This is a genomic window from Aureimonas frigidaquae, from assembly GCF_001463905.1.
Lineage (GTDB): Bacteria > Pseudomonadota > Alphaproteobacteria > Rhizobiales > Rhizobiaceae > Aureimonas > Aureimonas frigidaquae.
On the sequence record NZ_BBWR01000002.1, the window covers coordinates 566212 to 586897 of the forward strand.

A 20686-nucleotide genomic window follows, 5' to 3' on the forward strand; every position below is an offset into this window, starting at 1 on the left:
GTGCAGGACAAGGCTGTAGAACCTTGGGCGGCAACACTCAACCCGTTTCGCCGCCGACAAAAAGCGGCACCTTGCGGAAGGTCTCCACGTCGATGAGCCCCTGGTCGGAAATCCGCAAAGCGGGAATGACGACGAGGGCGAGCAGCGAGTGCTGCATATAGGCATTGTTCAACGTGCATCCCGACGCCCGCATCGCCGCCATCAGGCCTTGCGCCTTTTCGGCCACGACCTCCGCCCGCTGGTCCGACATCAGGCCGGCGATCGGCATTTCGACCAGGGCCTTTTCCTCCCCGTCCGCATAGAAGACGACCCCGCCGCCGATCTCGGCCAGCCGGTTGGCAGCCAAGGCCATGTTGTCCCGGTCGGTTCCCACGACGATCATGTGGTGGCTGTCATGCGCGACGGTCGATGCCATGGCGCAGGCGCCCGTATAGCCGAAGCCCGATACGAAGGCGTTGGTGACCTGGCCCGTCGCGCGGTGGCGCTCCACCAGGGCGATATGCGCGACATCGCGGGCGGGATCGGCCGGCACATAGCCGTCGCGCGTGTCGAGTTCCACCGTCAGAGATTGGGTCGGGGCCTGGTTCTCGACCACACCGATCAGACGGGCCGTGACCTGAGCCGTATTGCCGGGCGCGGGCACGGCGAAGCGCTCGGCCGTCAGCGGCCCGGCCACATGAACCGTGTTGCGCGCCATGTCCGGATAGGCAAAAGGCGCCAGATCGACCAGGAGTTTGCCATCCTCGGCCATGCGGCGGCCCCGCGCATAGACGGCATCGATGGTCAGGCTCGCCAGATCGGAGACGATCAGGAAGTCCGCCCGCCGCCCCGGCGTGACGGAGCCGATCTCCCGCTCCAGGCCGAAATGCTCGGCCGTGTTCAGCGTGGCCATCTGGATGGCCGTCACGGGTTTCAGCCCCTGGGCGATCGCGTGGCGCACGACACGGTCCATATGGCCATCATGCACCAGCGTGCCGGAATGGCTGTCATCCGTGCACAGGATGAAGTTGCGCAAATCCAGCCCGCGCTCGGTGACGGCGCGGATCTGCTCGGCCACGTCGTACCAGGCCGAGCCAAGGCGCAGCATGGCCTTCATGCCCTGCCGCACGCGGGCGATCGCGTCTTCCATCCGTGTGCCTTCGTGGTCGTCCTGCGGTCCGCCTGCGACATAGCCGTGAAAGGCGCGGCCGAGATCGGGCGAGGCATAGTGCCCGCCGACGGTCTTGCCGGCGCGCAGCGTGGCCGCGATGCCGCCGACCATGGTCGGATCGTTGGCGGCGACACCGGGGAAGTTCATCACCTCGCCCAGTCCGATGATGCCCGGCCAGCCCATGGCCTCGGCCACGTCCTCCGGGCCGATGCTGGCGCCGGCCATTTCCAGGCCGGGGGCGGATGGCACGCAGGACGGCATCTGGACCCAGACATTGATCGGCTGCGCCACCGCCTCGTCATGCATGAGGCGCACGCCGGCCAGGCCGAGCACATTGGCGATTTCGTGCGGATCGATGAACATGGAGGTCGTGCCGTGGGGAATGACCGCACGGCAGAACTCCGTCACGGTGATCATTCCGCTTTCCACGTGCATGTGCGCGTCGCACAGGCCGGGCACCACATAGCGGCCGGCGGCGTCCAGAACCTCAGTATCCGGCCCGATCGTATGGGTGGCGTCCGGCCCGCAATAGGCGAAGCGCCCCTGCCGGACAGCGATGTCCGTCGCCTCCACCACCTCGCCCGAATGCACGTTCACCCAGCGCGCATTGCGGATCACGAGGTCGGCCGCGCTCCTGCCCATGGCCACGTCCACAAGTTCCGCGGCGCAGTCCACGAAGGCCGTCATCGTCTGTGTCCGGTCGGCTGCCATGTCCATTCTCCATCGATCGCGCGCATCCGCCTGACTGTCTAGCAGGGCGCGGCGCGAGGGGCTATCGTCGGTCGAAAGCGCCGCCTGCTGCGGCAACAGGGGGAGACGGCATGTCACGAACCATTCCGGACAAGCGCAGCTTCTATATCGACGGAGCGTGGGTCGCACCCGTGCGCGCGCACGATCTCGACGTCATCGATCCGTCCACCGAGGAAGCGGTGGCCGTGATCAGCCTGGGCAACCAGGACGATACGGACAAGGCCGTCGCCGCCGCCAAGGCCGCCTTCCCCGCCTGGTCGCGCTCCGAACCCGCCGAGCGCCTGGCGCTTGTCGAAAGGATCCTGTCCATCTATCAGCGGCGCGCCGACGAGATGGCTGCCGCGATCAGCCTGGAGATGGGCGCACCGAAAGATATGGCGCTGACCTCGCAGACGGCTGCCGGAACCGGCCATATCCGCAACTTCATCGAGGCCTTCCGTCACTTCGAGTTCATCCGGCCCCTCGGGCCGCATGCCCCGACATCGATGGTCGCCTTCGAACCGGTCGGCGTGGTCGGCCTGATCACGCCGTGGAACTGGCCGATGAACCAGGTCACGCTCAAGGTCATTCCCGCCCTCCTGGGCGGCAACTGCTCGGTCCTCAAGCCGTCGGAGATCGCCCCGCTATCCTCCATGCTCTTTGCCGAGATTATGGACGAAGCCGGCGTGCCGTCCGGCGTCTTCAACCTCGTCAATGGCGATGGCAGCGGTGTGGGTACGCAATTGTCGACCCACCCGGATGTCGACATGATCAGCTTCACCGGCTCCACGCGCGCGGGCATCGCCATTACCAAGGCCGCCGCCGATACGCTCAAGAAGGTCGTGCTGGAACTCGGTGGCAAGGGCGCCAACCTGATCTTCGCCGATGCGGATGCCGATGCCGTCGCGCGCGGAACGCGGCATTGCTTCAACAATTCGGGCCAAAGCTGCAACGCGCCCACGCGCATGTTCGTCGAGCGGCCGGTCTATGAAGAGGCCGTGGCGACAGCCGCCGAGATTGCCAGGAACACCAAGGTCGCTTCTGCCGACCAGCCGGGCCGGCATATCGGCCCGGTGGTCAGCAAGACGCAGTGGGACAAGATCCAGGGCCTGATCCAGGCGGGCATCGACGAAGGCGCGCGGCTCGTTGCCGGCGGAACCGGCCTGCCCGAGGGAGTCAATCGCGGCTACTTCGTCCGGCCGACCGTCTTCGCCGACGTCTCGAACGACATGACCATCGCCCGGCAGGAAATCTTCGGCCCGGTCCTGTCCATCATCCCCTTCGATACGGAAGAGGATGCCGTGGCCATGGCCAACGATACGATCTACGGCCTGACCAACTACGTCCAGACGTCGGATGGCGCGCGTCGCAACCGCCTGGCGCGGCAGTTACGCGCCGGCATGGTGGAGACGAATGGCGAGTCGCTCGGGGCGGGTTCCGCCTTTGGCGGGGTCAAGGCCAGCGGCCGGGCACGCGAAGGCGGTATAATGGGCCTGGAGGAGTTCATGGATTCCAAGCAGATTTCCGGCTGGAGCCGGTAACGCGTCGGAAGGCACGCGTCTTGATTATAAGCTAAACTTACTTGTATTCACTCGGGCACGACCCCAGATCGGGGGACGTCGCGCTGGCCGCAACTGTAGCGAGCGCGGCTGTGCCGCAATCTCCATCGGGAAACGCCCTATGACACACAAAGACGATGTGACTCCAACGGCGCCGCACGACATCTTCCCCATCGTCAGTTCCGGTGGCGCCAGTTCCGTCAGCATTCCGTCCGGCGCTGCGGCAGAGGCGCAAGGCACGCCGGAGGACACATCTTCACGCAAGCCGGGCCATCTGCCGGAGGCATAGGAAATCCCCGGCCCGGCGAATGCCGGACCGGGGCTGGACGTTCGGAAAGCCTTCGACTGTCCGAGTGCCTTACTCGGCCGATTCGAACTCCGGCGCATCTTCGAGCTGGTCGCGGGTGTAATTGACCTGGATGTGGTCGATGCCCGCGCCGGACCAGCCCCATCCGGTGCCGCCGGCCGTATCGGTCGTTGCGGCGGTGGTGCCCGTCGCGGCCGTACCAGTCGTGGCCGTGCCGGTCGTAGCCGCTCCGGTCGTGGCGCCCGTTGCGCCCATGCCGGTCCCTGTCGGCGCGGCGGCCGGGTCAGCGCCTTCCGTTCCGGTCGTCGCCCCGCCGGCCCCGGTCGTGGCCGCGCCACCCGTGGCAGCAGAATCATTCGCCGCGGCATCCTGCGCCATCACGAATTCGAGCTGATCGTTGGCAATGGCCACATCCTTGGTACCGATCCCGAGAAAGCCGCCGACACCCACCACGATCGCCTGGACCTGGCCCTGGTTGTTCAGCAGAAGGTCGTCGACCGTGCCGATGTTCTCACCGTCCGCGCCGCGGACATTGGCGCCCATCAGTCCGGAACCCAGCATCTGCGTTCCCTCCTGATAGGTGATGAAGCCGCTTTCGCCGGCTGCCCCGCCCTGCGCCGCCATGTCGCCGCCGCCCATCGCACCACCGGCCGCGTCGGGCTGTGCACCCGGCTGGGCGCCATCGGCAGGCATGGGGGTGGTTCCCTCGGTCTGCGTGGCGGGATCGGTCGCCGGCGCGGCAGGGGTTGCCGTCTGCGCGAATGCAGGTCCGGCCATAGCGACCGAGGTGACGAAAGAGGCGATAATGAGCTTGTTCATAGCAATTTCCTTGTGAAAGGTTCACGAGGCAAACAACCTGAACAGGCGCATCGTTCCGAACAAACTCGTTAGCTGCATGATAGTGGTGCGGACGACGGGGATCGAACCCGTACTCTCCAGGAGAGGCAGATTTTCGTACCACTTCGACTTTCGCCGCCGCTTGCGCGTTCGTGGTCTGGACTGTCCCTTCGCCTTGGCCGTCAGGCTTTAGGCGCCACCCGTCCAGTCTCTACACCTTCCCTCCCTGGCGGGAGGGCTTGGCTCGGGATTGGCCTGGGGCATGCCTGCCCGTTAGCGTTCCCCGAATTTGAGCGGTTCTACGTCGCGGATTTCCCCGCGCGCACTCCAAATCGTAAAGTCTGCTGCGTCTACCAGTTTCGCCACGTCCGCCCGACGACGCGCCATGAGTGCAAGCCAGCAGGCATGGCGGCGCCGAACGCGGCATATCTAGCCCAGATCGGCTTCATGCGGAAGCTGCATCAGGCGAAGCGGTTCTTGATCTGGCGCAGCCGGCGGACCAGGGGCTCGACACCGGGAATGCGATCGGGCCAGCCCTGGAGCTGGATATCCGTGCGGGAGGAACGCTGAAAACCCAGCGATTCCCGCGTCACGAAGGTTGAGAATTGCGGGTAGGCTGCGCGGAACCAATTATAGGCGCCGTCCACATGCATCGGCCCCCCGTCGGGTGATCCCGCGGGGCGTTCCAGAATCGCTTCCAGATAAGGAATGGCGCGCAGGATCGCCTCCCGTTGGAATGCGACGATGTGCAGGCAGATGATGCTGTCGGATGCCGGAACCTCGACGAGCAAGGGGCCGGATCGTGGGATGGCCGTCAGCTCCGGCGGCCGGAAACCGTAGACCATGCCCCAGTCGCGCGATGAAAGTTCCGCTGCAAGTCCAGGTATCAACGCATTGACATTGCGCGCAAAATTCAGATCGTCCTCCAGCACGAGGACGGCGTTCCAATTCTCGTCCCGGGCCAGCTTGAGGACGCCGAGATGGCTGAGAAAACAGCCCCGCGTTCCGATATTGGGGAACCCGGCCGCCTCGGACGGCCGGATCCCGTTGAAGATGGTGACCGATGGGTGGTCGAGCGACAGGCCGATGCGGCGCAACTGGGCGTCTATCTCGGCCCGCCGGTCGGCGCGTTCCGGCAGGTTGATCACCACGATACGGTCGAAGACCGACAGGAGCGCCGGCCCCGTTGCGCCGAAGTTGGCCCGAACTGGATTCGTCATATGTGCGATCACCGGCGCTGACATGGTGGGATGGGACCGCGCATTCCAAGCGCGGCGAACCATGCCACTGTGGACGGCCAGGCCCATGCACAACAAGTTCGCCTTCCAGTTCCGGCATCATACTTTCGTATGAAGCGCCCGGGCGGCGTCATCCCGAAGCGGTCGGCCTGGCGCCTAGCCGCGCGCGTCGCGCTTGGCCTGGGCATCCCTGACGAACTGGGATACGCGCCCTGCTTCCATGGAACTGCCGATCTTGCGGGTCTTGTCGCTTTCCACCGGTTGCATGCCGCGATTGCGGGTTCTGCCGGCACCCGGGCGCTCGGGCCGCCCGGCGGCGCGCTTCAGTTCGAGCGCGCGTGCGGCGTTGTCCTGAAGGCCGGCACGCCGCTCGGCGGCCTTGCGCCGTGCCAGTTCCTTATTGAGCCGGCGGACGGCCTCGGCCAGAAGACCAGCCTTCTGCCGCATGCCCGAATTGTCGTGATCGAAACCACCGCCGCGCCGCGCATTGCGCCTGGCGCGCGATGCGAGCGCCTGCGCCCGGTCCCGCCGTTCGCGCAGGCGGCCGAGCGTATCGCGCAGGTCGGACTGGCTTGCGGCCTGCAAGGCGGGGTGATGCGTCGCCTCGACCAGTTCGCGCTCGCTCGTATCTAGAATGCGGGCTTCGTCCTTGATGCGGGTGCTCATCTCTCTTCCTTCGATTGTTATCGACAAGAGATGAAATTGCCCGGGCCATGCAGCCGTTCCGTCACGACCCTGTCAGTGGCGCGGGCGGCGTCGGGGCCGGCCCGCCAGGGCCAGGAACGTCGTCATCAACGGCGTGCGTGGGTCCGCCCGCAGGCTGCGGGGGATGCCGGCCGGCTGGCGGTGCGCCAAAGGCCGGGTGGAAACGTATGTTCCAAGGTTGCGATGCGCGGACCGGAACGCCAGGAGAAGCGATGCCATATCGTTGAGCTCATCGCCCGCCAGAAGGACCTCTCCGGCGCGGCCCCGCATCCACGCGGCCAGCGCAGAGGCCCCGCGCCGCGACAGGCCGATCAGGCCCCAGCCCACCACCGCTTCCCCCGGCAGGATTGGACGCAAGGGCGCCGCTCCCTCGCCGGCATCTTCCTCGCCCTGAAGGAGAAGATCCCAGCTCACGCCGGACAGCGCGTCCAGGGCGGCCTTCAAATGGGAGAGTTCGCTGCGCGACATGCGGGTATCGGCACGCAGGACCATCAGCGTCTGGCGGCCGGATACGACGAAGCCGTCCAGAACCGCCAGAAGCGGCCCTGCCTCTTCGGGCGCACCCGGCGGCGTCGGGGCGGAAGCGTCCGTCACGAGCCGGTCCATGAGCTCGCCGACCATCTCCACGCCCAGTCCAAGCATCGGCAGAAGGGCGGTGACCTCGCGCCGATGGACCGTCCGATCCGGCCCCGGCACCAGACGCACCATGTCGATGCGCGTCAGTATGTCGATGTTCGGTCCCGTCTGCATTCGCCCCCCATGCCCGGCCAGAGTTCAGCAAGGGGCGTTCCGCCTGCCTTTGCGTCCTGACTTTGAAGCCGTCTCATTCACCCTGTCGCCAGGACACGCTTTCCACGTTCGGCACCGTGCAGGCGCTCGTCCTTGCGGATCATCCGGGCGGCGGCCAGCAAGGCGCCGCTGCGCATGTCGACGACCGGTTCGGAACCGAGCGCCGACAGGCGGATTCCCATCTGGCCGCGTCCCGGATGAACGGGGGGCCAGATCTCCACCGAGAAGTAGCGTGCGGCGCTGCGGTCGATATCGCCCCAGAACTGCACGACGACACCGCCGGGCATCAGCTCGGGCAGGCGTGAAACGGCGTTCAGGTCCAGCCGGTACTCGCGCGATGGCGTCATGGCCAGGATGACCGCCTCGAACGGGCCTTGCGATACGGCATCGAGCGACCCGGCCGTCACGATCTGCGCGCCGGCCGCCCGCAATCCCGTTTCCAGGACATCCTGCATCTCGTTGTCGCACAAAAGCAGGCAGCGGCTTTGTTCCGGCAGCAGCCCCGCCTGGCGCATCTGCAACAGGCAGAGCGGCGCCAGAAATTCGGCAATCCCCGATTCCGGATCGGCGATGTTGACGGCAGCGACCTGCATGTCGAAGGCGCCGCGCTGGCTGAGATCCAGCCCGCCCGATACGGCGCCGCGACTATCGAAGAGCATGGCCAGGACAGAGCTGGGCGGCAGCATGGACAGAAGCGCCGGCTTGATCAGCGAAGACTGCCGTTCGACCGCGATGATGTCGACCTGGCGCGCCATTGCGGGCTCGACCGTCTCGGTGAAGTCGATCCGGCTTTCCAGCCCCATTTCCGCGCTTGCGCGGCGGATCATCGCCTCGACCTGCGCGCTGCGAACGGTGGCCCGCAGTGGCCCGGCCGCGATGATGCGTGCCGCACCGGCCCGTGCGGCCGCCAGGATGGTGACGAAATCCTCTTCCGTCCGGGCATCGGTCAGGACGCTCAGGCCGGACAGGTCCAGTCCGATATCCGCGCGCCGGCGATCGACGATTTCCAGAAGGCGGCCGCTGGTGGAATCCGCCCAGATCATATTGTTCTCATGTGTGTCTGACATGGTCGCCGCCGGTACTGTGAACGCGTGCAGGGAATGGGTTCTCGTTACGCACGGATTTGATCGTGCACGGCGTCCCATTTGGGCGAGGAAGTTTCGGCCTCCGTTTCCAGAAGGCCCCAGGCGCCCCATTTGGTCGGCTCGCCCATGGAGGTGTAGAGCACCATCAGCCCGCCGCCCGCCTCGCGCCAGTTGGCGAGGTATCGGCGGTAGAGCTCGCCCATCCGCGGATCGCGGTTGGCAGCGGTGAACAGGGACACGAGCGCTTCGTTGTTTTCCAGCCCGCCGACGCCTGCCAGATGCTGGCCGGCCTCGTAGGCGACGAGCTCGAGCCCGTATTGGCGCGCCGTTTCCGCCTGGATGCGCATGGTTTCCCGGTTGCGCGTATCGATCTCTTTCGACAGTTCAGCAAAGAGCTGATCGAGCGACCAGCGGGACACCGCCTCGCCGCGCTCCTGCGAGCCGAAGCCGTATCCAAAGTAAGGCGCGATGGCGAGCACGTCGGCATGCTTGCGCGCATCGCCCCAATCCAGAACATTCTGGCTAACCCAGGGATTGTCCGACTGAGCGACATAGACGCCGAGGATCCGGTCCCGATCGTCTCCGAAGACGTCCTCGAAGATGGACAGGATCTCGCTCGTGCGCTGGGAGTAGAAGCGAAGCTGCGCCTGGAAGGCATTCTCGGAATAGCCGCGCTCCAGGCCCTTGTCACGGGCGTAGGCCGCCTGCTGGAACGACGAGTTCCAGACCTCGTTCGAATATTCGACATAGACCTGCAGGTCCTTGTCCAGACCGTCATGGACCATCTGCGCGAAGGCGCGCACATAGGCGTCGTCGGCCAGATGCGGAAGCGTGAACCAGGGCTTGATGCGGGCGCGATTGGCCAGCGCGATCATGGTTTCCAGGGGGATACCCGTTTCCGACAGCGCGAAGCGGCCGGGCTTGGGGCGGCTTTCCCAGTCGGAATGGACCGAATTGTTGGTCTGCATCCAATCCATGAACCGGACCGTGCTCATGCCTTCCAGGCGCTGCAGGAACGGCGCGCGGAAGAGGTCCGTGCCCTCGAGCGATTCCACGAGGCGTAGGTTGCGGATCGGATCGGAGGGATCGGTTTCCACGATGCGGCCGATCAGCGGCCCGCCGCCATGGCTGACGCGGATCGTATCGTAGCCGCGGCGCCGTTCGTCCAGCGTGCCGCCGGCCGAATAGTCCAGCCGCCCCTTCCCGTCATAGACGACGTAGAGCTTGTGCGGCAGATGCGCCCGGTGGCTCGTGCCGATCAGGAAGCTTTCCAGGTAGCTGCTCGGCGGAACCTCGCGCGGATAGGCATCCGGCGTCATGGGCGGCAGCGGCTCGTCCCAGGTGAAGGAGGTGTTGAGCCGCTGCAGGCGCCAGCGCGACGCGCTGGTGGCAAGGTTGGTGAAGGGCTGTTCGGTCGTCCAGTAGTCCACGCCGGTCAGGTTGAGGCCGAGGGACATTTCCGCGGCCTGCGCACGCGGAGCAAAACCGGCAAGCCCGCCCGCGACGGCCATGCCGGCGGGAAGGAGCTTTACGAATGTGCGGCGATCGATCGTCACGTTGGTTGCTCCGGTTTCAGCGGGAAAGCGCGCCGTGGCGGCGGCGGATGGCGCTGTGGCTCAGGAAATCGCGGAAGAGACGCGGCGGCACGTCGTCACCGGGGCGGATGGCCTTGCGCACGCGCCGCAGCCCGAACCCTGCCACCCAGGCAAGATCGGCCATCACCGCGTAGGAGCGGCCGTGATTGGACAGGAAGTACCGCCGGCGTGACTCGAACCAGTAGGCCGGCCGGCGCGGCAGCCTGGTGTCCTTGCGCGTGACGTTGGTCGATTGCCCGACCAGGTGGACCACGCGGCTCTGGGGCACATGCCAGCATTCCCAGCCCGCCCGCGCGGCGCGCAGGCAGTAATCGACCTCTTCGTAATAGAGGAAGTAATCCTCGCTCATCATGCCGATCTGACGGGCCATGTCGCGGCGGATGATGAAGCTTGCGCCGCTGACCCAGTCGACGCGGATCGGCGCGTCATTGACCTGCGGCACGTAGGTCCAGCGCGACAGGAGGCGCGAGGCCGCCCTCAGGCGGATCTCGCTTTCGAACTCGCCGAGCGGGTTGGGGAAGCGGAAGGCGCAGGCCTGCGCGGTGCCGTCCGGATCCTCGAGCCGGCTGCCGGCGATGCCGGCGCGCGGATGGGCCTCCATGAAGGCTGCCAGCGCGGCGACCGCGCCCTGCCGCGCAACCGTGTCCGGATTGAGCAGCAGGATGTAGTCGGCAATGGTGCCGTCGGCTTCCAGAAACTCGATGCCGCGATTGTTGCCATAGGCAAAGCCGCCATTGACCGTCAGCGGCAGGAAGCGCACGCGCTCTCCTGCATCGCGGGCGGCGATGCCGGTTGCCAGGCGGTCGGCGGAATCGTCGCCCGACGCGCCATCCACCACCAGGAGCCGCGTGCCGTCCGGCAGCGTCGGATCGCCCACCAGCGAGTCCACGGCGTCGAGCACCATGTCGGGGGTTCGATAGTTGACGATGACGATGTCGAGCTTCATCGGCCCGCACTCTCCGGCTATGGGGTTCCGGCGTCGCGGCCGAAAGAAAATGGCTCTTAAGAAATGCGGCACCGGCCCTCTTTCGGGACCATGCCGGGAACATGAAGCATTTATGCCGGAGGCCGCACGCAAATAGCGACTTGGCCAAAGGGGGGTATGCCTCCTGCCATCGGAGGACACACACCCCCCATCGTTCGAATTGTCGTGACTTCCCTGCCGACGATAAGAATGCCTACGACAAAATTTGTAAGAGCCGGTCCGGACGCGGGCGATTTTCATCAAGGAGCGACCCGCCATGGGCGAGTCCATTGCCGCAATCCTCTACATCAATGCGGGCAGCCTCATTCTGTTCGCACTGGCCATCAAGCTGTCGCACGGCATCGTCGCGCGCCAGACGATGGTCACTTGGGCAGGGCTCTGGGTCCTCACCACGACGGTGATGTTCCTCAGCCCGAACTTCTGGGTCTTCGCCTTCCTTGCCTTCCTGATCGGCTGGTACGGCCGCAAGAAACTGCCGGGCAATGACGGCCTCCTGCTCTTCATCGTCCTGATGTTCGCCGCGCCGAACCTCGTCACGCGGCTGCCCGGCTTTGCGGGCATCAACACGCTTCTGGACCTGACGCCCCAGCGCATCCTGGCCCTTGCCATCCTGGTGCCGGCGATGCCGCAGCTCCTGCGCATGGAGGTTCCGAACCGGCTCCGGATCGTCGACAAGCTGGTGATCCTGATCACCATCCTCGTGACCGTTCTGAGCTACCGCCACTACGAGGCGAGCATCACAGATACGGTCCGGCGCGGCATTTCGCACTCGCTGGACATCGCCGTTCCCTATTTCGTCTTCAGCCGCTGCCTGACCAGCGCCGCCGACCTGCGCAAATCCTATGTGGCCTTTGTGTTCGGGACGCTGCCCTTCCCGGTGATCGGCATCCTCGAATTCCTGCGCCAGTGGCGCATGTACAATCCGGTGGCCGAGCGCTGGGGCGCCGAGCTCATCCAGTCCTATCTCTTCCGGGAGGGGATGCTGCGCGCTGCGGGCCCGGCGATCGAGGCCATCGCCTTCGGTTTCGTCTGCATGATCGGCGCCGGCTGCGCCTTGATCTACCTGTCCCGCGAAAGGCGTAGCCTTTTGTCCTACATCCTGATCGGAGCGCTGTCGGTCGGCCTCGTGGTCAGCCTGTCGCGCGGGCCATGGGTCGGCGCGGCCGTCATGCTGGCCGTCTATATGGTGGCGCGCCCCAAGGCGATTTCCGCCACCATGCGCAGCGTCCTTTTGGGCGGCGTCCTTCTGGTGCCGCTCCTGATGTCGCCACTCGGCGACGGGATCCTGCGCTACCTCCCCTTCGTCGGCACGGTCGAAAACAACAATGTCGAGTACCGCCAGGCGCTGATCGACAATTCCATGGCGATCATCGGCCGCTATCCCTTCTTCGGATCGGCCAACTTCCTGACGGAGCCCGAGATGCTGTCCATGCGGCAGGGCCAGGGCATTATCGATGTCGTCAACACCTATGTCGCGCTGGCGCTGGAATTCGGGCTGGTCACGCTGGCCATCTTCGCGGCGATCTTCCTGATCACCGGGCTGGCCGGCTACCGCCTGGCGCGGCGGCCGGGGCCGCTGGGCGACATGGCGCGGATCTGGGTCGCCCTTCTGGCCGGAACGCTCGTCACCATCGCGACGGTGAGCAGCGTGTCCTATATTCCGCTCATCTACTGGATCCTGGCAGGGCTTGGTGTCGCCATCGCCCGGGTCGCCGTAGCGGCAAGCGTGGAGGATGTCCCCTCCGCCACCCGCCCGGCGGAGCCGCGCTCCGGCCTGCGGGTGATCGGCGCCGGCGCCTATGCGCGCTCCACCCCCACCTCCGGCGACCTTGCCGGCGCAACCGACATGAGGGGCTGAGCCATGACGGCAGATGCCATGACTTCCCCGCTGCGGCGCCGCGTGTCCTCGGCCGGCTTCTGGAGCATGAGCCAGTTCGGCGCGCAGCTTGCGCTGCGCATGATCTCGAACATGATCCTGACGCGGCTTCTCCTGCCGGAGGCCTTCGGCCTCATGGCCGTGGTGGGCGTGCTGACGGTCGCCCTGGCGCTCTTTTCGGACCTCGGGATCGGGCAGAACGTCATCGTCCACAAGCGCGGTGGCGAACCGCTCTTCCTGAACACCGCCTTCACGGTGCAGGTCATTCGCGGCTTCGTCATCTGGACGCTGGCCATCGTGGCGGCGCTGATCATCGCCATGCTGGCACCGCTCGGCGTCTTCGCCGCCGATACGGTCTATATGGACCCGCGCCTGCCGGCCGTGCTGGTGGCCGGCTCCTTCGGCGTCGTCCTGCAAGGCTTCGAATCCACCCGCATCCACGAGGCGCGGCGCAATCTGCAACTGCGCCGGCTGACGGAAATGGAGTTCGGCGTGCAGATGGTCGCGCTTGTCGCCACCGTCGGGCTGACCTGGGTCTGGCCGAGCATCTGGTCGCTCGTCCTCGGCTCCCTCGCCTCCGCCCTGGCGCGCACGGTGGCCAGCCATATCGTGCTGCCGGGGCAGCGCAACCGGATCGGCTGGGACACGAGCGCCTGGTGGGACATTTTCGGCTTCGGGCGCTGGATCTTCCTGTCCTCGCTGATCGGCGTCCTCTTCACCACCGGCGACAGGCTCCTGCTCGGCGGGCTGGTCGATGCCAACACGATGGGCCTCTATGCCATTGCCGGGCTGCTGCTCAGCGTCTTCCAGATGGCGGTCAACACCCTGTCGAGCTCGGTCGTCTTTCCGGCCTTGAGCGAACTTGCGCGCGGCGATCTCGGCGCCTTCCGCAAAGCCTATTTCCCCTTCCAGGGCGGCATCGATGCGCTGCTCGGCCTGGCGGCGGGCGGGCTCTACGTCACCGCGCCGCTGATCGTCTCCATCCTCTACGATCCGCGTTACGCGGAGTCCGGGCAGATGCTCGCCATCCTGTCGGTCGGGCTCATCGGCATGCGCTTCTGCGTGGTCGAGCAGTGCTACATGGCGCGCAATCGCATGAAGTACTACCTCGCCTCCAACATGGCGCGGCTGATCGTGCTGGCCATCGGCCTGCCCGTCGGCCACATGCTGGGCGGGGTCCAGGGTGCACTCTGGGGCATCGTCGCCGCGCAGTTCGCCGGTTGGCCCATCGCCGTCCTGTTCAAGCTTCGCTACGGCCTGGTGGACTGGCGCTTCGAGCTCCTGCCTTTGCCGGCCATCGGGCTCGGCCTTCTGCTGGGCGAAGGCGTTGTCCTTCTAGCCCCGTCGATCGGCCTTAGCTGAACCGGTACCCGGCGCGGGCCGCGCCGCAGGCCTTCCAACCCCACGCAGATGCGCAAAGGCCGTCCCCGGCAGCACCGAGGACGGCCTTTGCGCGTGCCGTAAACCGCTGCCGGCCTTGGCGGCGGCCCGCCGACCGGGCGGCCCGTCTGTGCCCCGCATCGATCCGTGCGACGGGCGGGTCGGCGTAAGTCACGCGCCTTGCCCCACCTGCCTGACGGACCGGCCTTCCTGACGGCGAAGAGCCTCTTCCCGCAACCGCCGCACCGGCTTCAAACGCCGTCGCAGAAAGGCGACGGCGTTTGAAGCCACGGCGGGGACTCCTTCATCGCCAGTGGGCGAGGCCCGTGGCGTGTTCTGCTCTGCTCTCGTAGCAGACCGTTCGCGACGACATCGGCCGGTACGTTAACGCTAGAACCGTTCGCGGGCGCCATGCCAGAACGTGCGCAGATGAGCCGCGGTCGCCTCGATGGACAGACCGTCCCTCCGCAGGAATCGTCCCATGCCAGGCGCACAACGAAAAGGCCCCGGAGCGATCCGCTCCGGGGCCTGTCCTGTCAGTGACCTTACCGCTTGCGATGGTCAGATCGTGCCGGCCACCGGCACATGATCGCTGTGCGAACCGAAGACACCGTGCTGCGCCCGGTCGGCGATGACCTGGTGGACGATGCGCGGCGTGACGAGGGAGGCTTCCTCGGCATAGGCGTAGACGAGGCACCGATCCGCCAGGACGTTCATCAGGCGCGGCACGCCCTTCCCGTCCTCGTGGATCATGCGCTTGGCCTCGTTGGAGAAGAGTTCGCGGTCGCAGCCGGCCACGCGCAGGCGATGATCGAAATAGAACATCGCTTCCGACGCCTGCAGCGCCGGCAGGTGGAAGTCCGAGGACACACGCTGCGCGAACTGCTCCATGCCCGGCCCCTGCAGGGTGGCGCGCAGCTCCGGCTGGCCGACGAGGATGAGCTGCATCATCATGTCTTCGGTGTTGACGTTGGAGAGCATGCGCAGCTCCTCCAGGCGCTCGGCGTCGAGGTTCTGGGCCTCGTCGACGATCAGCACCACCCTGCCCTGGCGCGCGAATTCGGAGGTCACGAATTCCGAGTAACGCTTGTACTGGCCGGCATAGGATCCATCCTCGAAGTTCTGGCCGAAGGCCATGAGGATCCACTGCAGCATGGAGCTGTTGTTGCGCGGCGTGTGGCTGATCAGCCCCGTGCGCACATCCGGGCCGAGACTGCCCAGCAACTGGCGGATCAGGGTCGTCTTGCCGGAGCCGATGGCCCCGGTGATGACCGTGAAGCCGGCCTGGTTGACGATGCCGTATTCCAGCATGGAGAAAGCCATCTGGTGGTTGCGGCTGAAATACAGGAAACGAGGATCGGGAAGGATCGAGAAGGGTTTCTCCCGCAATCCGAAATAGGCTTCATACATGGCGGGCTCCTCTTGCCGAACGCTGGGAGTGCTTCGGACAGTGGCTCACATTCCGTGAGGCCGGGCCTTGTTCATGACGACCTGCATGCGCGCGGTCGACGGCAGGAAATTCTTGCAGGTTTCCAGCTCCTGGACGCTGGTCCGCCCGACGGCCAGGACCATCAGGACCAGATCGGCCAGCGGCAGGATGGGGGCGGCTTCGTCCCCTTCCAGCATGGGCGGCATGTCCAGGAACAGGATGTCCGGGCGCAGCTCGCGCTTGACCGTTTCCACGAAGGAGACGACATCCACGCCGGCCGGCGGGGTGATGAGGTTGACCACCGCACCGCCTGCGCGGGCGCGCCGGATCCGGTCCACCAGGGCGCCGCCATCATCGGCCTTCACGCGCGGCAGGCCGAGCGTGTCGCACAGGCTGTGCGTCCCGTGGCGCAGGTCGATCACCACCGCCGACTGCTTGCGGCTGCGCGCCAGCGAGAAGGCCAGGTTGGCGGTCATGGTCGTCACGCCGCAGCCACGCGTCGGCGCCGTCACGGCGACGACCTGCGGCAGGTCCGCCTTCAGGAGCCCGAGCATGTGATTGCGCAGGATATCGAAGGCGCGGGTGCGCGGGTCCGCCTTGTCGAAGGCCACGACATTCTCCGCCAGGAGCTTGTGCGACGACAGGGAAAAGGCGGGGCCGTCATTGTTGACGTCCAGCGCCGCGATAGCGCCGGCATCCACCTGGAACAGCCCGCTGACGCGCTGGGCCCTGGTGGCGCGCGGGTCGCGCTGGTCCCGCTGCGTGGAGGCGATCGGTGCCGGCGCGGACGGCGCTGCCACCGGCGAAGCGGAACGAGCGCGTTGAAGTGCTTCTGTGACGCGATCCATGGGTCAGATCCTCAAGCGACGCGGGCGGCGATCGGAGCGGCGGGGTTGGCCGTCCCGAAGGACGGCCCGGTGTGGGACAGAAGGGCAAGCGCCAGGAACAGCGCGGGAGTGACGAGGCCGAGACGGCGCATCAGCTTCCCACCCCGCGGCTGCAGGTCGGGGATGACCACCACGGACTGGCCTTCCAGCGCGCGGCGCAGATCGAAGGTGCCGCGGATGGAGCGGTCGAGAACGTCCGACAGCCACAGGCACGCGGCGCCGACACCGGCCGCCAGTCCCAGGACCAGCAGCATCAGCTTGGTGCGGCTGGGCGCGCTCGGATAGAGCGGCGCCTCCGGCGCTTCGACGACCTGGATCTGGTTGGAGTTGTTGTCTTCCTCCAGCCGCAGGCCGATCCGCGCGGCGTCGAGCTTGGCGCGCATGTCTTCCAGGCTGCGCTGTGCGCCGTCCCGATCGCGTTCCAGCGCCGACATCTGCGATTCCACTTCCGGAGCGCGGGCCAGGGTCGACCGCAGCCACTCGATCCGGCTGGAGATTTCGTCGCGCTGCTGGACGAGCGCCTCGCGGCGCGGCTTGGCGAGCTCGATCCGCTCGGAGATGAGGCCGAGCTCGGGGTTCTGCGCCACCGGATCGCTCGCAGCGCCGCTATCGGCGGCCGCGGCCTGGGCTTCCAGATTCTCGATGCGGGACTTCAGCCCCCGGATCTCCGGATGGGCGTCGGCCATGGTCGAGGACTTGGTGGCCAGTTCCGTGCGCAGGGCCTGGAGCTGCGTCTGCCGGGCGGCCGCGGCCGTGTCGGCCAGGGGCGCCTGCCAGCGATACTGGGCTTCCAGAAGCTTGATCTCGTCGTCCAGGCTCGCAATGGAGCGGTTGACGCCGGCCAGGTCCTGTTCGCGGGTGTTCAACTCGACCGCGAGCGTCTCGACCCGGCTCGGCAGCGCGTCGCCATTGGCTTCCAGGAAGGTCTGCCAGGTCCGGTCCCGCTCCTCGAGCCGCTGGTTCAGCGCGGCGACTTCCCGCTCCAGGAACTGCGAGGTGTCGGCCGCGGTCGCCGTACGGCTGCTGCGGCTTTCGCGGATGATCATGTTGACGATTTCGCTCGCCGTTGCGGCCGACAGCTCGCGGTCACCATAGGAGAAGGTGACGCGGAAGATGGAGCGGCCCGCATATTGCTGTGACTCTTCCGTCGCCACCGGAATGATGGCGATCTGCCGGCGGACGAGGTCCGCGAGGCGAGAGTCGCTCATGCCCTCGCGCAGCTCGGGAAAGAGGTTCATCCGCTGGACGAGCGCCAGGAGGTTGTCACGCGCCAGGACGCGCTGCTCGATGAACTGGAGCCGTTCGCTGGCCACGTTGGACGTGATGAGCGGGTTGGGGCCCTGGTTCGACCGCACCTCGATGATCGCTTCCGACGTGTAGCTTCGGGGAAGCTGCATCACCACGAAAAGGCCGATCAGGACCACGGCGACTGCCGGGACGATTGCCACCAGCGGACGCCGCAGCGCCAGCTCGACATAGTATTTCAGGTTCTGGATGATCTCGTTGTCCATGCCACGCTCCATCTGCGCGGGTGGCGACCCGTGAGAGGTTGATACGAAAAGGGTCGGGCTTCAGTTGCCGGACGGCTGGGTGCCGTCGGCCAAGGCCGCGGAACGCTGTCCACCCTGCTGATAGGTCACGCGGACGAGGTCGCCGGGCTGCAGGAGGGTCGTTTCCTCCGCGGGTGCCTCGGTCACCTTGCCGTCATGCGTGCGGATGACGGTGAAGCCGGCCGTGATGCCACGGCGCTCCGCCATTTCCGTATTGCGATAGATCGACATGACGCGCTCGGCTTCGACCAGGCCGTTGCGGGCCGCTTCGAGCTGCCGCTCGCTTTCGTGCAGCTCCGCCAGGAGCGAGGACTGCCGCGTCGTGAAATAGGTATCGATCCGCGACCGCTCGTTGACGCTGGTGCTTTCCAGCGCGCTGAGCTCGCTCTGGAGCTGGTCGCCCTGCTCGTTCAGCTCACCCACTTCCGCCTCGAGCTCGAGCTGCGCGGATTTGTGCGACAGGCCCTTGCTCACCAGAGATGCGGTGGCCGCCAGGCGCTCCTTGGCCAGGGCGACGCGGTTCTTCACGCTCTCGATCTGCCGGCGGATCGCGTCGGTGCCCGAGACACCGAAATCGTTCAGCTGCTGCTGGACCCGCTTCTGCGCCTGGAATTCTGCGATATGCGCATCCAGAACCTGTTTCTCGCGGTTCAGGAGCGTCACCTTCTCGGCGTCGGACAGTTCCGGCAGCGCGTCGTCGGGCAGGATCACCTGCTCCTGGCCGGCCAGCTCGGAGTTGATGCGGGCGATGCGCACCGTCAGCTCCGCAATGTTCTTGCGGCTCTGGTCGATCTGCCCCTCGACCACCACGGCCCGGTCCTGATCACGCGCTTCCATCGGCGTGCGGTACAGGCCGCCGGCCACGGTCACGGCATGAAGGACGGTCATGGTGGGGCGGTACGGGAAGGCGCCGGGCGCATCCACATCACCCACCACATAGACCATCGGCATATGCTGCGGTCCGGGCTTGAGCATCACCGAAAGGTTCAGCTCACCCTTGAAGAAGCCCGCAAGCTTTTCGGTCAGGGTGGCCTCGAGCTGATCGACCGTCTGGTCCTGGGCCTGGATCTGGCCCACCAGCGGCAACGACAGGTTGCCATCCGGGCTGACGACCGCGTCGCGGTTCATACGCTCGTCCTGGGCGACCCAGATCTCGACTTCGTCGCCTGGCTGCAATTTGTAGGTGTCGGCGCGGGCGGCGACGGAAACAAAGGACAGGCAAATGGAAATAATGAATATCATCAATCGCATGGGTCGGCTCCGGGCGATAAAAATGGTCCCGTGGGAAAAATCGGAATAAACTAATCCACGCAAAGGACGCCGTGCTGCGGGCTTGCGTTTTAACTACAACTGAAAATAGAGGAATCTGGCCGTCTTGGCCCGTACGCAATTAGCATTAGGCGGGCCCCCGTCCGGCGCATGCCGGGCGGTCTTCACCCTCCACTGGCGGACTTCTGGCGGGCTGCCACGACAGGCATTCTAAAGAACGTCTCCCCGAACGGATCTTCAAACGCGTGCCCAAGAGACCGGGCGGGCTCTGCGATGGATGCGAGGACATGCAAAATTCGAATCGCCAGCCTGCACGAACAGGCATCGTCGTCATCGGCCGCAACGAAGGGGGCAGACTCCTCGCCTGCCTCGACTCGCTCGGCGAGGCCGTGACGCGCACGGTCTATGTGGACAGTGGCTCGACCGACGGCAGCCCGCAGGCCGCCCGCGCGCGCGGCGCGCAGGTCGTGGATCTGGACATGACGCGTCCCTTCACCGCGGCGCGTGCGCGCAATGCGGGCTATGAGCGCCTGTCGCAGGAGTTTCCGGGGCTCGACTATATCCAGTTCGTCGATGGCGACTGCGAGCTCGATGCCGGGTGGCTCACCGCCGCGGCGCGATTTCTGGATTTACATGGCGATGCCGCCATCGTGGCAGGCCGCCGGCGCGAGCGGGCGCCGCAGGCATCCGTTTACAATGCCATGGCCGACCGCGAATGGGACGTGAGTGAAGGCCCGCAGGAGGAATGCGGCGGCGATTTCCTGATCCGTGCCACCGCCTTTGCAGACGCCGGCGGCTTTAACCCGGCGCTGATCGCCGGCGAGGAGCCGGAGCTCTGCGTCCGGCTGCGTGCGCAAGGGTGGCAGGTCCACCGCATCCGCGCGGAGATGACGCGCCACGATGCGGCCATGACGCGATTTTCGCAGTGGTGGCGCCGCAATGTGCGCGGCGGACACGCCTTCGCCGAAGTGTCCCGCATGCACAGGCGTTCGCCCTACGGCATTTGGAAGCGGAGCGTGTCACGCGCGGTCATGTGGGGCGGCGCCATTCCGGCAGCGGCCCTCGGCGCAGCACTGTTGCACCCGGCGGGGCTTCTCATCCTGTCCGCCTATCCGCTGCAGATCGCTCGCATGGCGGGACGTGCCGGGCCGGGCCAGCCGGACAACTGGCGCCATGCTTCCTTCACCATCCTCGGCAAGTTCCCGGAAATGCAGGGTGTGCTCAGCTATGAGTGGAACCGGCTGCGCGGGCGCCGCCGCACCCTGATCGAGTATAAGTAGCACTCCCACGGGTGAGGCAACCTACGCCCCACCCTA

Annotated in this window: 17 protein-coding genes; 5 read left to right on the forward strand and 12 right to left on the reverse strand. The window is 66.3% G+C overall.

The features are described 5' to 3' along the window. Nucleotides 1-37 precede the first annotated feature (37 nt). Nucleotides 38-1867 carry an adenine deaminase gene (ade, locus tag AUL30_RS02635; protein WP_157069817.1) on the reverse strand — a complete coding sequence of 610 codons (1830 nt, stop codon included), beginning with the start codon at nt 1865-1867 and terminating at the stop codon, nt 38-40. 116 nt (nt 1868-1983) lie between these two features. Between ade and AUL30_RS02640 the strand changes: the two genes are divergently transcribed. Together AUL30_RS02640 and AUL30_RS19625 are read left to right on the forward strand one after the other, a co-directional pair. Next, nucleotides 1984-3420, forward strand: coding sequence for an aldehyde dehydrogenase family protein (locus AUL30_RS02640; protein ID WP_192843003.1), 1437 nt, complete (start codon nt 1984-1986; stop codon nt 3418-3420). A 139-nt stretch (nt 3421-3559) separates the two neighbouring features. Further along, nucleotides 3560-3727, forward strand: coding sequence for a hypothetical protein (locus AUL30_RS19625; RefSeq protein ID WP_157069819.1), 168 nt, complete (start codon nt 3560-3562; stop codon nt 3725-3727). Between the two features lie 69 nt (nt 3728-3796). On the opposite strand, the gene AUL30_RS02645 is transcribed toward AUL30_RS19625, so the two are convergent. The 7 genes from AUL30_RS02645 to AUL30_RS02675 all read right to left on the reverse strand — a co-directional run bounded on the left by AUL30_RS02645 (nt 3797) and on the right by AUL30_RS02675 (nt 10940). Beyond that, nucleotides 3797-4564, reverse strand: a complete 768-nt coding sequence (locus AUL30_RS02645) for a PRC-barrel domain-containing protein (protein WP_062226263.1) — start codon at nt 4562-4564, stop codon at nt 3797-3799. Between the two features lie 479 nt (nt 4565-5043). Beyond that, complete coding sequence (locus AUL30_RS02650) at nt 5044-5802, reverse strand: glycosyltransferase family 25 protein (protein WP_192842992.1); 759 nt, start codon at nt 5800-5802, stop codon at nt 5044-5046. 174 nt (nt 5803-5976) lie between these two features. Continuing rightward, a complete protein-coding gene (locus tag AUL30_RS02655) occupies nt 5977-6486 on the reverse strand; it encodes a hypothetical protein (protein ID WP_062226265.1) in 510 nt (169 codons plus the stop codon). A 72-nt stretch (nt 6487-6558) separates the two neighbouring features. Continuing rightward, the gene (locus tag AUL30_RS02660) at nt 6559-7275 is read right to left on the reverse strand and encodes a hypothetical protein (protein ID WP_062226266.1); all 717 of its coding nucleotides are present in this window, start codon (nt 7273-7275) and stop codon (nt 6559-6561) included. Nucleotides 7276-7352: 77 nt separating this feature from the next. Next, entirely contained in the window at nt 7353-8381 is a 1029-nt protein-coding gene (locus AUL30_RS02665) for a hypothetical protein (RefSeq protein WP_157069821.1), read from the reverse strand. Nucleotides 8382-8425: 44 nt separating this feature from the next. Further along, on the reverse strand, nt 8426-9955 hold the full coding sequence (locus tag AUL30_RS02670; RefSeq protein ID WP_244490681.1) for a hypothetical protein: 1530 nt from the start codon (nt 9953-9955) through the stop codon (nt 8426-8428). Nucleotides 9956-9971: 16 nt separating this feature from the next. Further along, the gene (locus AUL30_RS02675; RefSeq protein WP_062226268.1) at nt 9972-10940 is read right to left on the reverse strand and encodes a glycosyltransferase family 2 protein; all 969 of its coding nucleotides are present in this window, start codon (nt 10938-10940) and stop codon (nt 9972-9974) included. 295 nt (nt 10941-11235) lie between these two features. Here AUL30_RS02675 and AUL30_RS02680 point away from each other — a divergent pair, with 295 nt between their 5' ends. Together AUL30_RS02680 and AUL30_RS02685 are read left to right on the forward strand one after the other, a co-directional pair. Further along, on the forward strand, nt 11236-12837 hold the full coding sequence (locus AUL30_RS02680; protein ID WP_062226269.1) for an O-antigen ligase family protein: 1602 nt from the start codon (nt 11236-11238) through the stop codon (nt 12835-12837). Nucleotides 12838-12855: 18 nt separating this feature from the next. Continuing rightward, complete coding sequence (locus AUL30_RS02685; protein ID WP_192842993.1) at nt 12856-14217, forward strand: oligosaccharide flippase family protein; 1362 nt, start codon at nt 12856-12858, stop codon at nt 14215-14217. 579 nt (nt 14218-14796) lie between these two features. Here the strand turns inward: AUL30_RS02685 and AUL30_RS02690 are convergent. Genes AUL30_RS02690 through AUL30_RS02705 form a run of 4 tightly spaced genes read right to left on the reverse strand, consistent with a single transcriptional unit; the run spans nt 14797 to nt 19343 of the window. Next, complete coding sequence (locus AUL30_RS02690; RefSeq protein ID WP_062226271.1) at nt 14797-15645, reverse strand: ExeA family protein; 849 nt, start codon at nt 15643-15645, stop codon at nt 14797-14799. A gap of 45 nt (nt 15646-15690) precedes the next feature. After that, entirely contained in the window at nt 15691-16512 is an 822-nt protein-coding gene (locus AUL30_RS02695) for a P-loop NTPase family protein (protein WP_062226272.1), read from the reverse strand. An 11-nt stretch (nt 16513-16523) separates the two neighbouring features. Beyond that, the gene (locus tag AUL30_RS02700) at nt 16524-18062 is read right to left on the reverse strand and encodes a GumC family protein (RefSeq protein ID WP_157069823.1); all 1539 of its coding nucleotides are present in this window, start codon (nt 18060-18062) and stop codon (nt 16524-16526) included. Between the two features lie 60 nt (nt 18063-18122). After that, nucleotides 18123-19343, reverse strand: a complete 1221-nt coding sequence (locus AUL30_RS02705; RefSeq protein ID WP_062226274.1) for a polysaccharide biosynthesis/export family protein — start codon at nt 19341-19343, stop codon at nt 18123-18125. A gap of 314 nt (nt 19344-19657) precedes the next feature. On the opposite strand from AUL30_RS02705, the gene AUL30_RS02710 reads away from it, so the two are divergent. Beyond that, nucleotides 19658-20650: a glycosyltransferase family 2 protein gene (locus AUL30_RS02710; RefSeq protein WP_062226275.1), complete on the forward strand. Its 993-nt coding sequence runs from the start codon at nt 19658-19660 to the stop codon at nt 20648-20650. Nucleotides 20651-20686: the final 36 nt, after the last annotated feature.

Coding starts and splice junctions, on each gene's coding strand:
- ade (WP_157069817.1), bottom strand. CDS start 1,867: ATGGACATGGCAGCCGACCGGACACAGACGATGACGGCCTTCGTGGAC.
- AUL30_RS19625 (WP_157069819.1), top strand. CDS start 3,560: ATGACACACAAAGACGATGTGACTCCAACGGCGCCGCACGACATCTTC.
- AUL30_RS02645 (WP_062226263.1), bottom strand. CDS start 4,564: ATGAACAAGCTCATTATCGCCTCTTTCGTCACCTCGGTCGCTATGGCC.
- AUL30_RS02650 (WP_192842992.1), bottom strand. CDS start 5,802: ATGACGAATCCAGTTCGGGCCAACTTCGGCGCAACGGGGCCGGCGCTC.
- AUL30_RS02655 (WP_062226265.1), bottom strand. CDS start 6,486: ATGAGCACCCGCATCAAGGACGAAGCCCGCATTCTAGATACGAGCGAG.
- AUL30_RS02660 (WP_062226266.1), bottom strand. CDS start 7,275: ATGCAGACGGGACCGAACATCGACATACTGACGCGCATCGACATGGTG.
- AUL30_RS02665 (WP_157069821.1), bottom strand. CDS start 8,381: ATGTCAGACACACATGAGAACAATATGATCTGGGCGGATTCCACCAGC.
- AUL30_RS02675 (WP_062226268.1), bottom strand. CDS start 10,940: ATGAAGCTCGACATCGTCATCGTCAACTATCGAACCCCCGACATGGTG.
- AUL30_RS02680 (WP_062226269.1), top strand. CDS start 11,236: ATGGGCGAGTCCATTGCCGCAATCCTCTACATCAATGCGGGCAGCCTC.
- AUL30_RS02685 (WP_192842993.1), top strand. CDS start 12,856: ATGACTTCCCCGCTGCGGCGCCGCGTGTCCTCGGCCGGCTTCTGGAGC.
- AUL30_RS02690 (WP_062226271.1), bottom strand. CDS start 15,645: ATGTATGAAGCCTATTTCGGATTGCGGGAGAAACCCTTCTCGATCCTT.
- AUL30_RS02695 (WP_062226272.1), bottom strand. CDS start 16,512: ATGGATCGCGTCACAGAAGCACTTCAACGCGCTCGTTCCGCTTCGCCG.
- AUL30_RS02700 (WP_157069823.1), bottom strand. CDS start 18,062: ATGGACAACGAGATCATCCAGAACCTGAAATACTATGTCGAGCTGGCG.
- AUL30_RS02705 (WP_062226274.1), bottom strand. CDS start 19,343: ATGATATTCATTATTTCCATTTGCCTGTCCTTTGTTTCCGTCGCCGCC.
- AUL30_RS02710 (WP_062226275.1), top strand. CDS start 19,658: ATGCAAAATTCGAATCGCCAGCCTGCACGAACAGGCATCGTCGTCATC.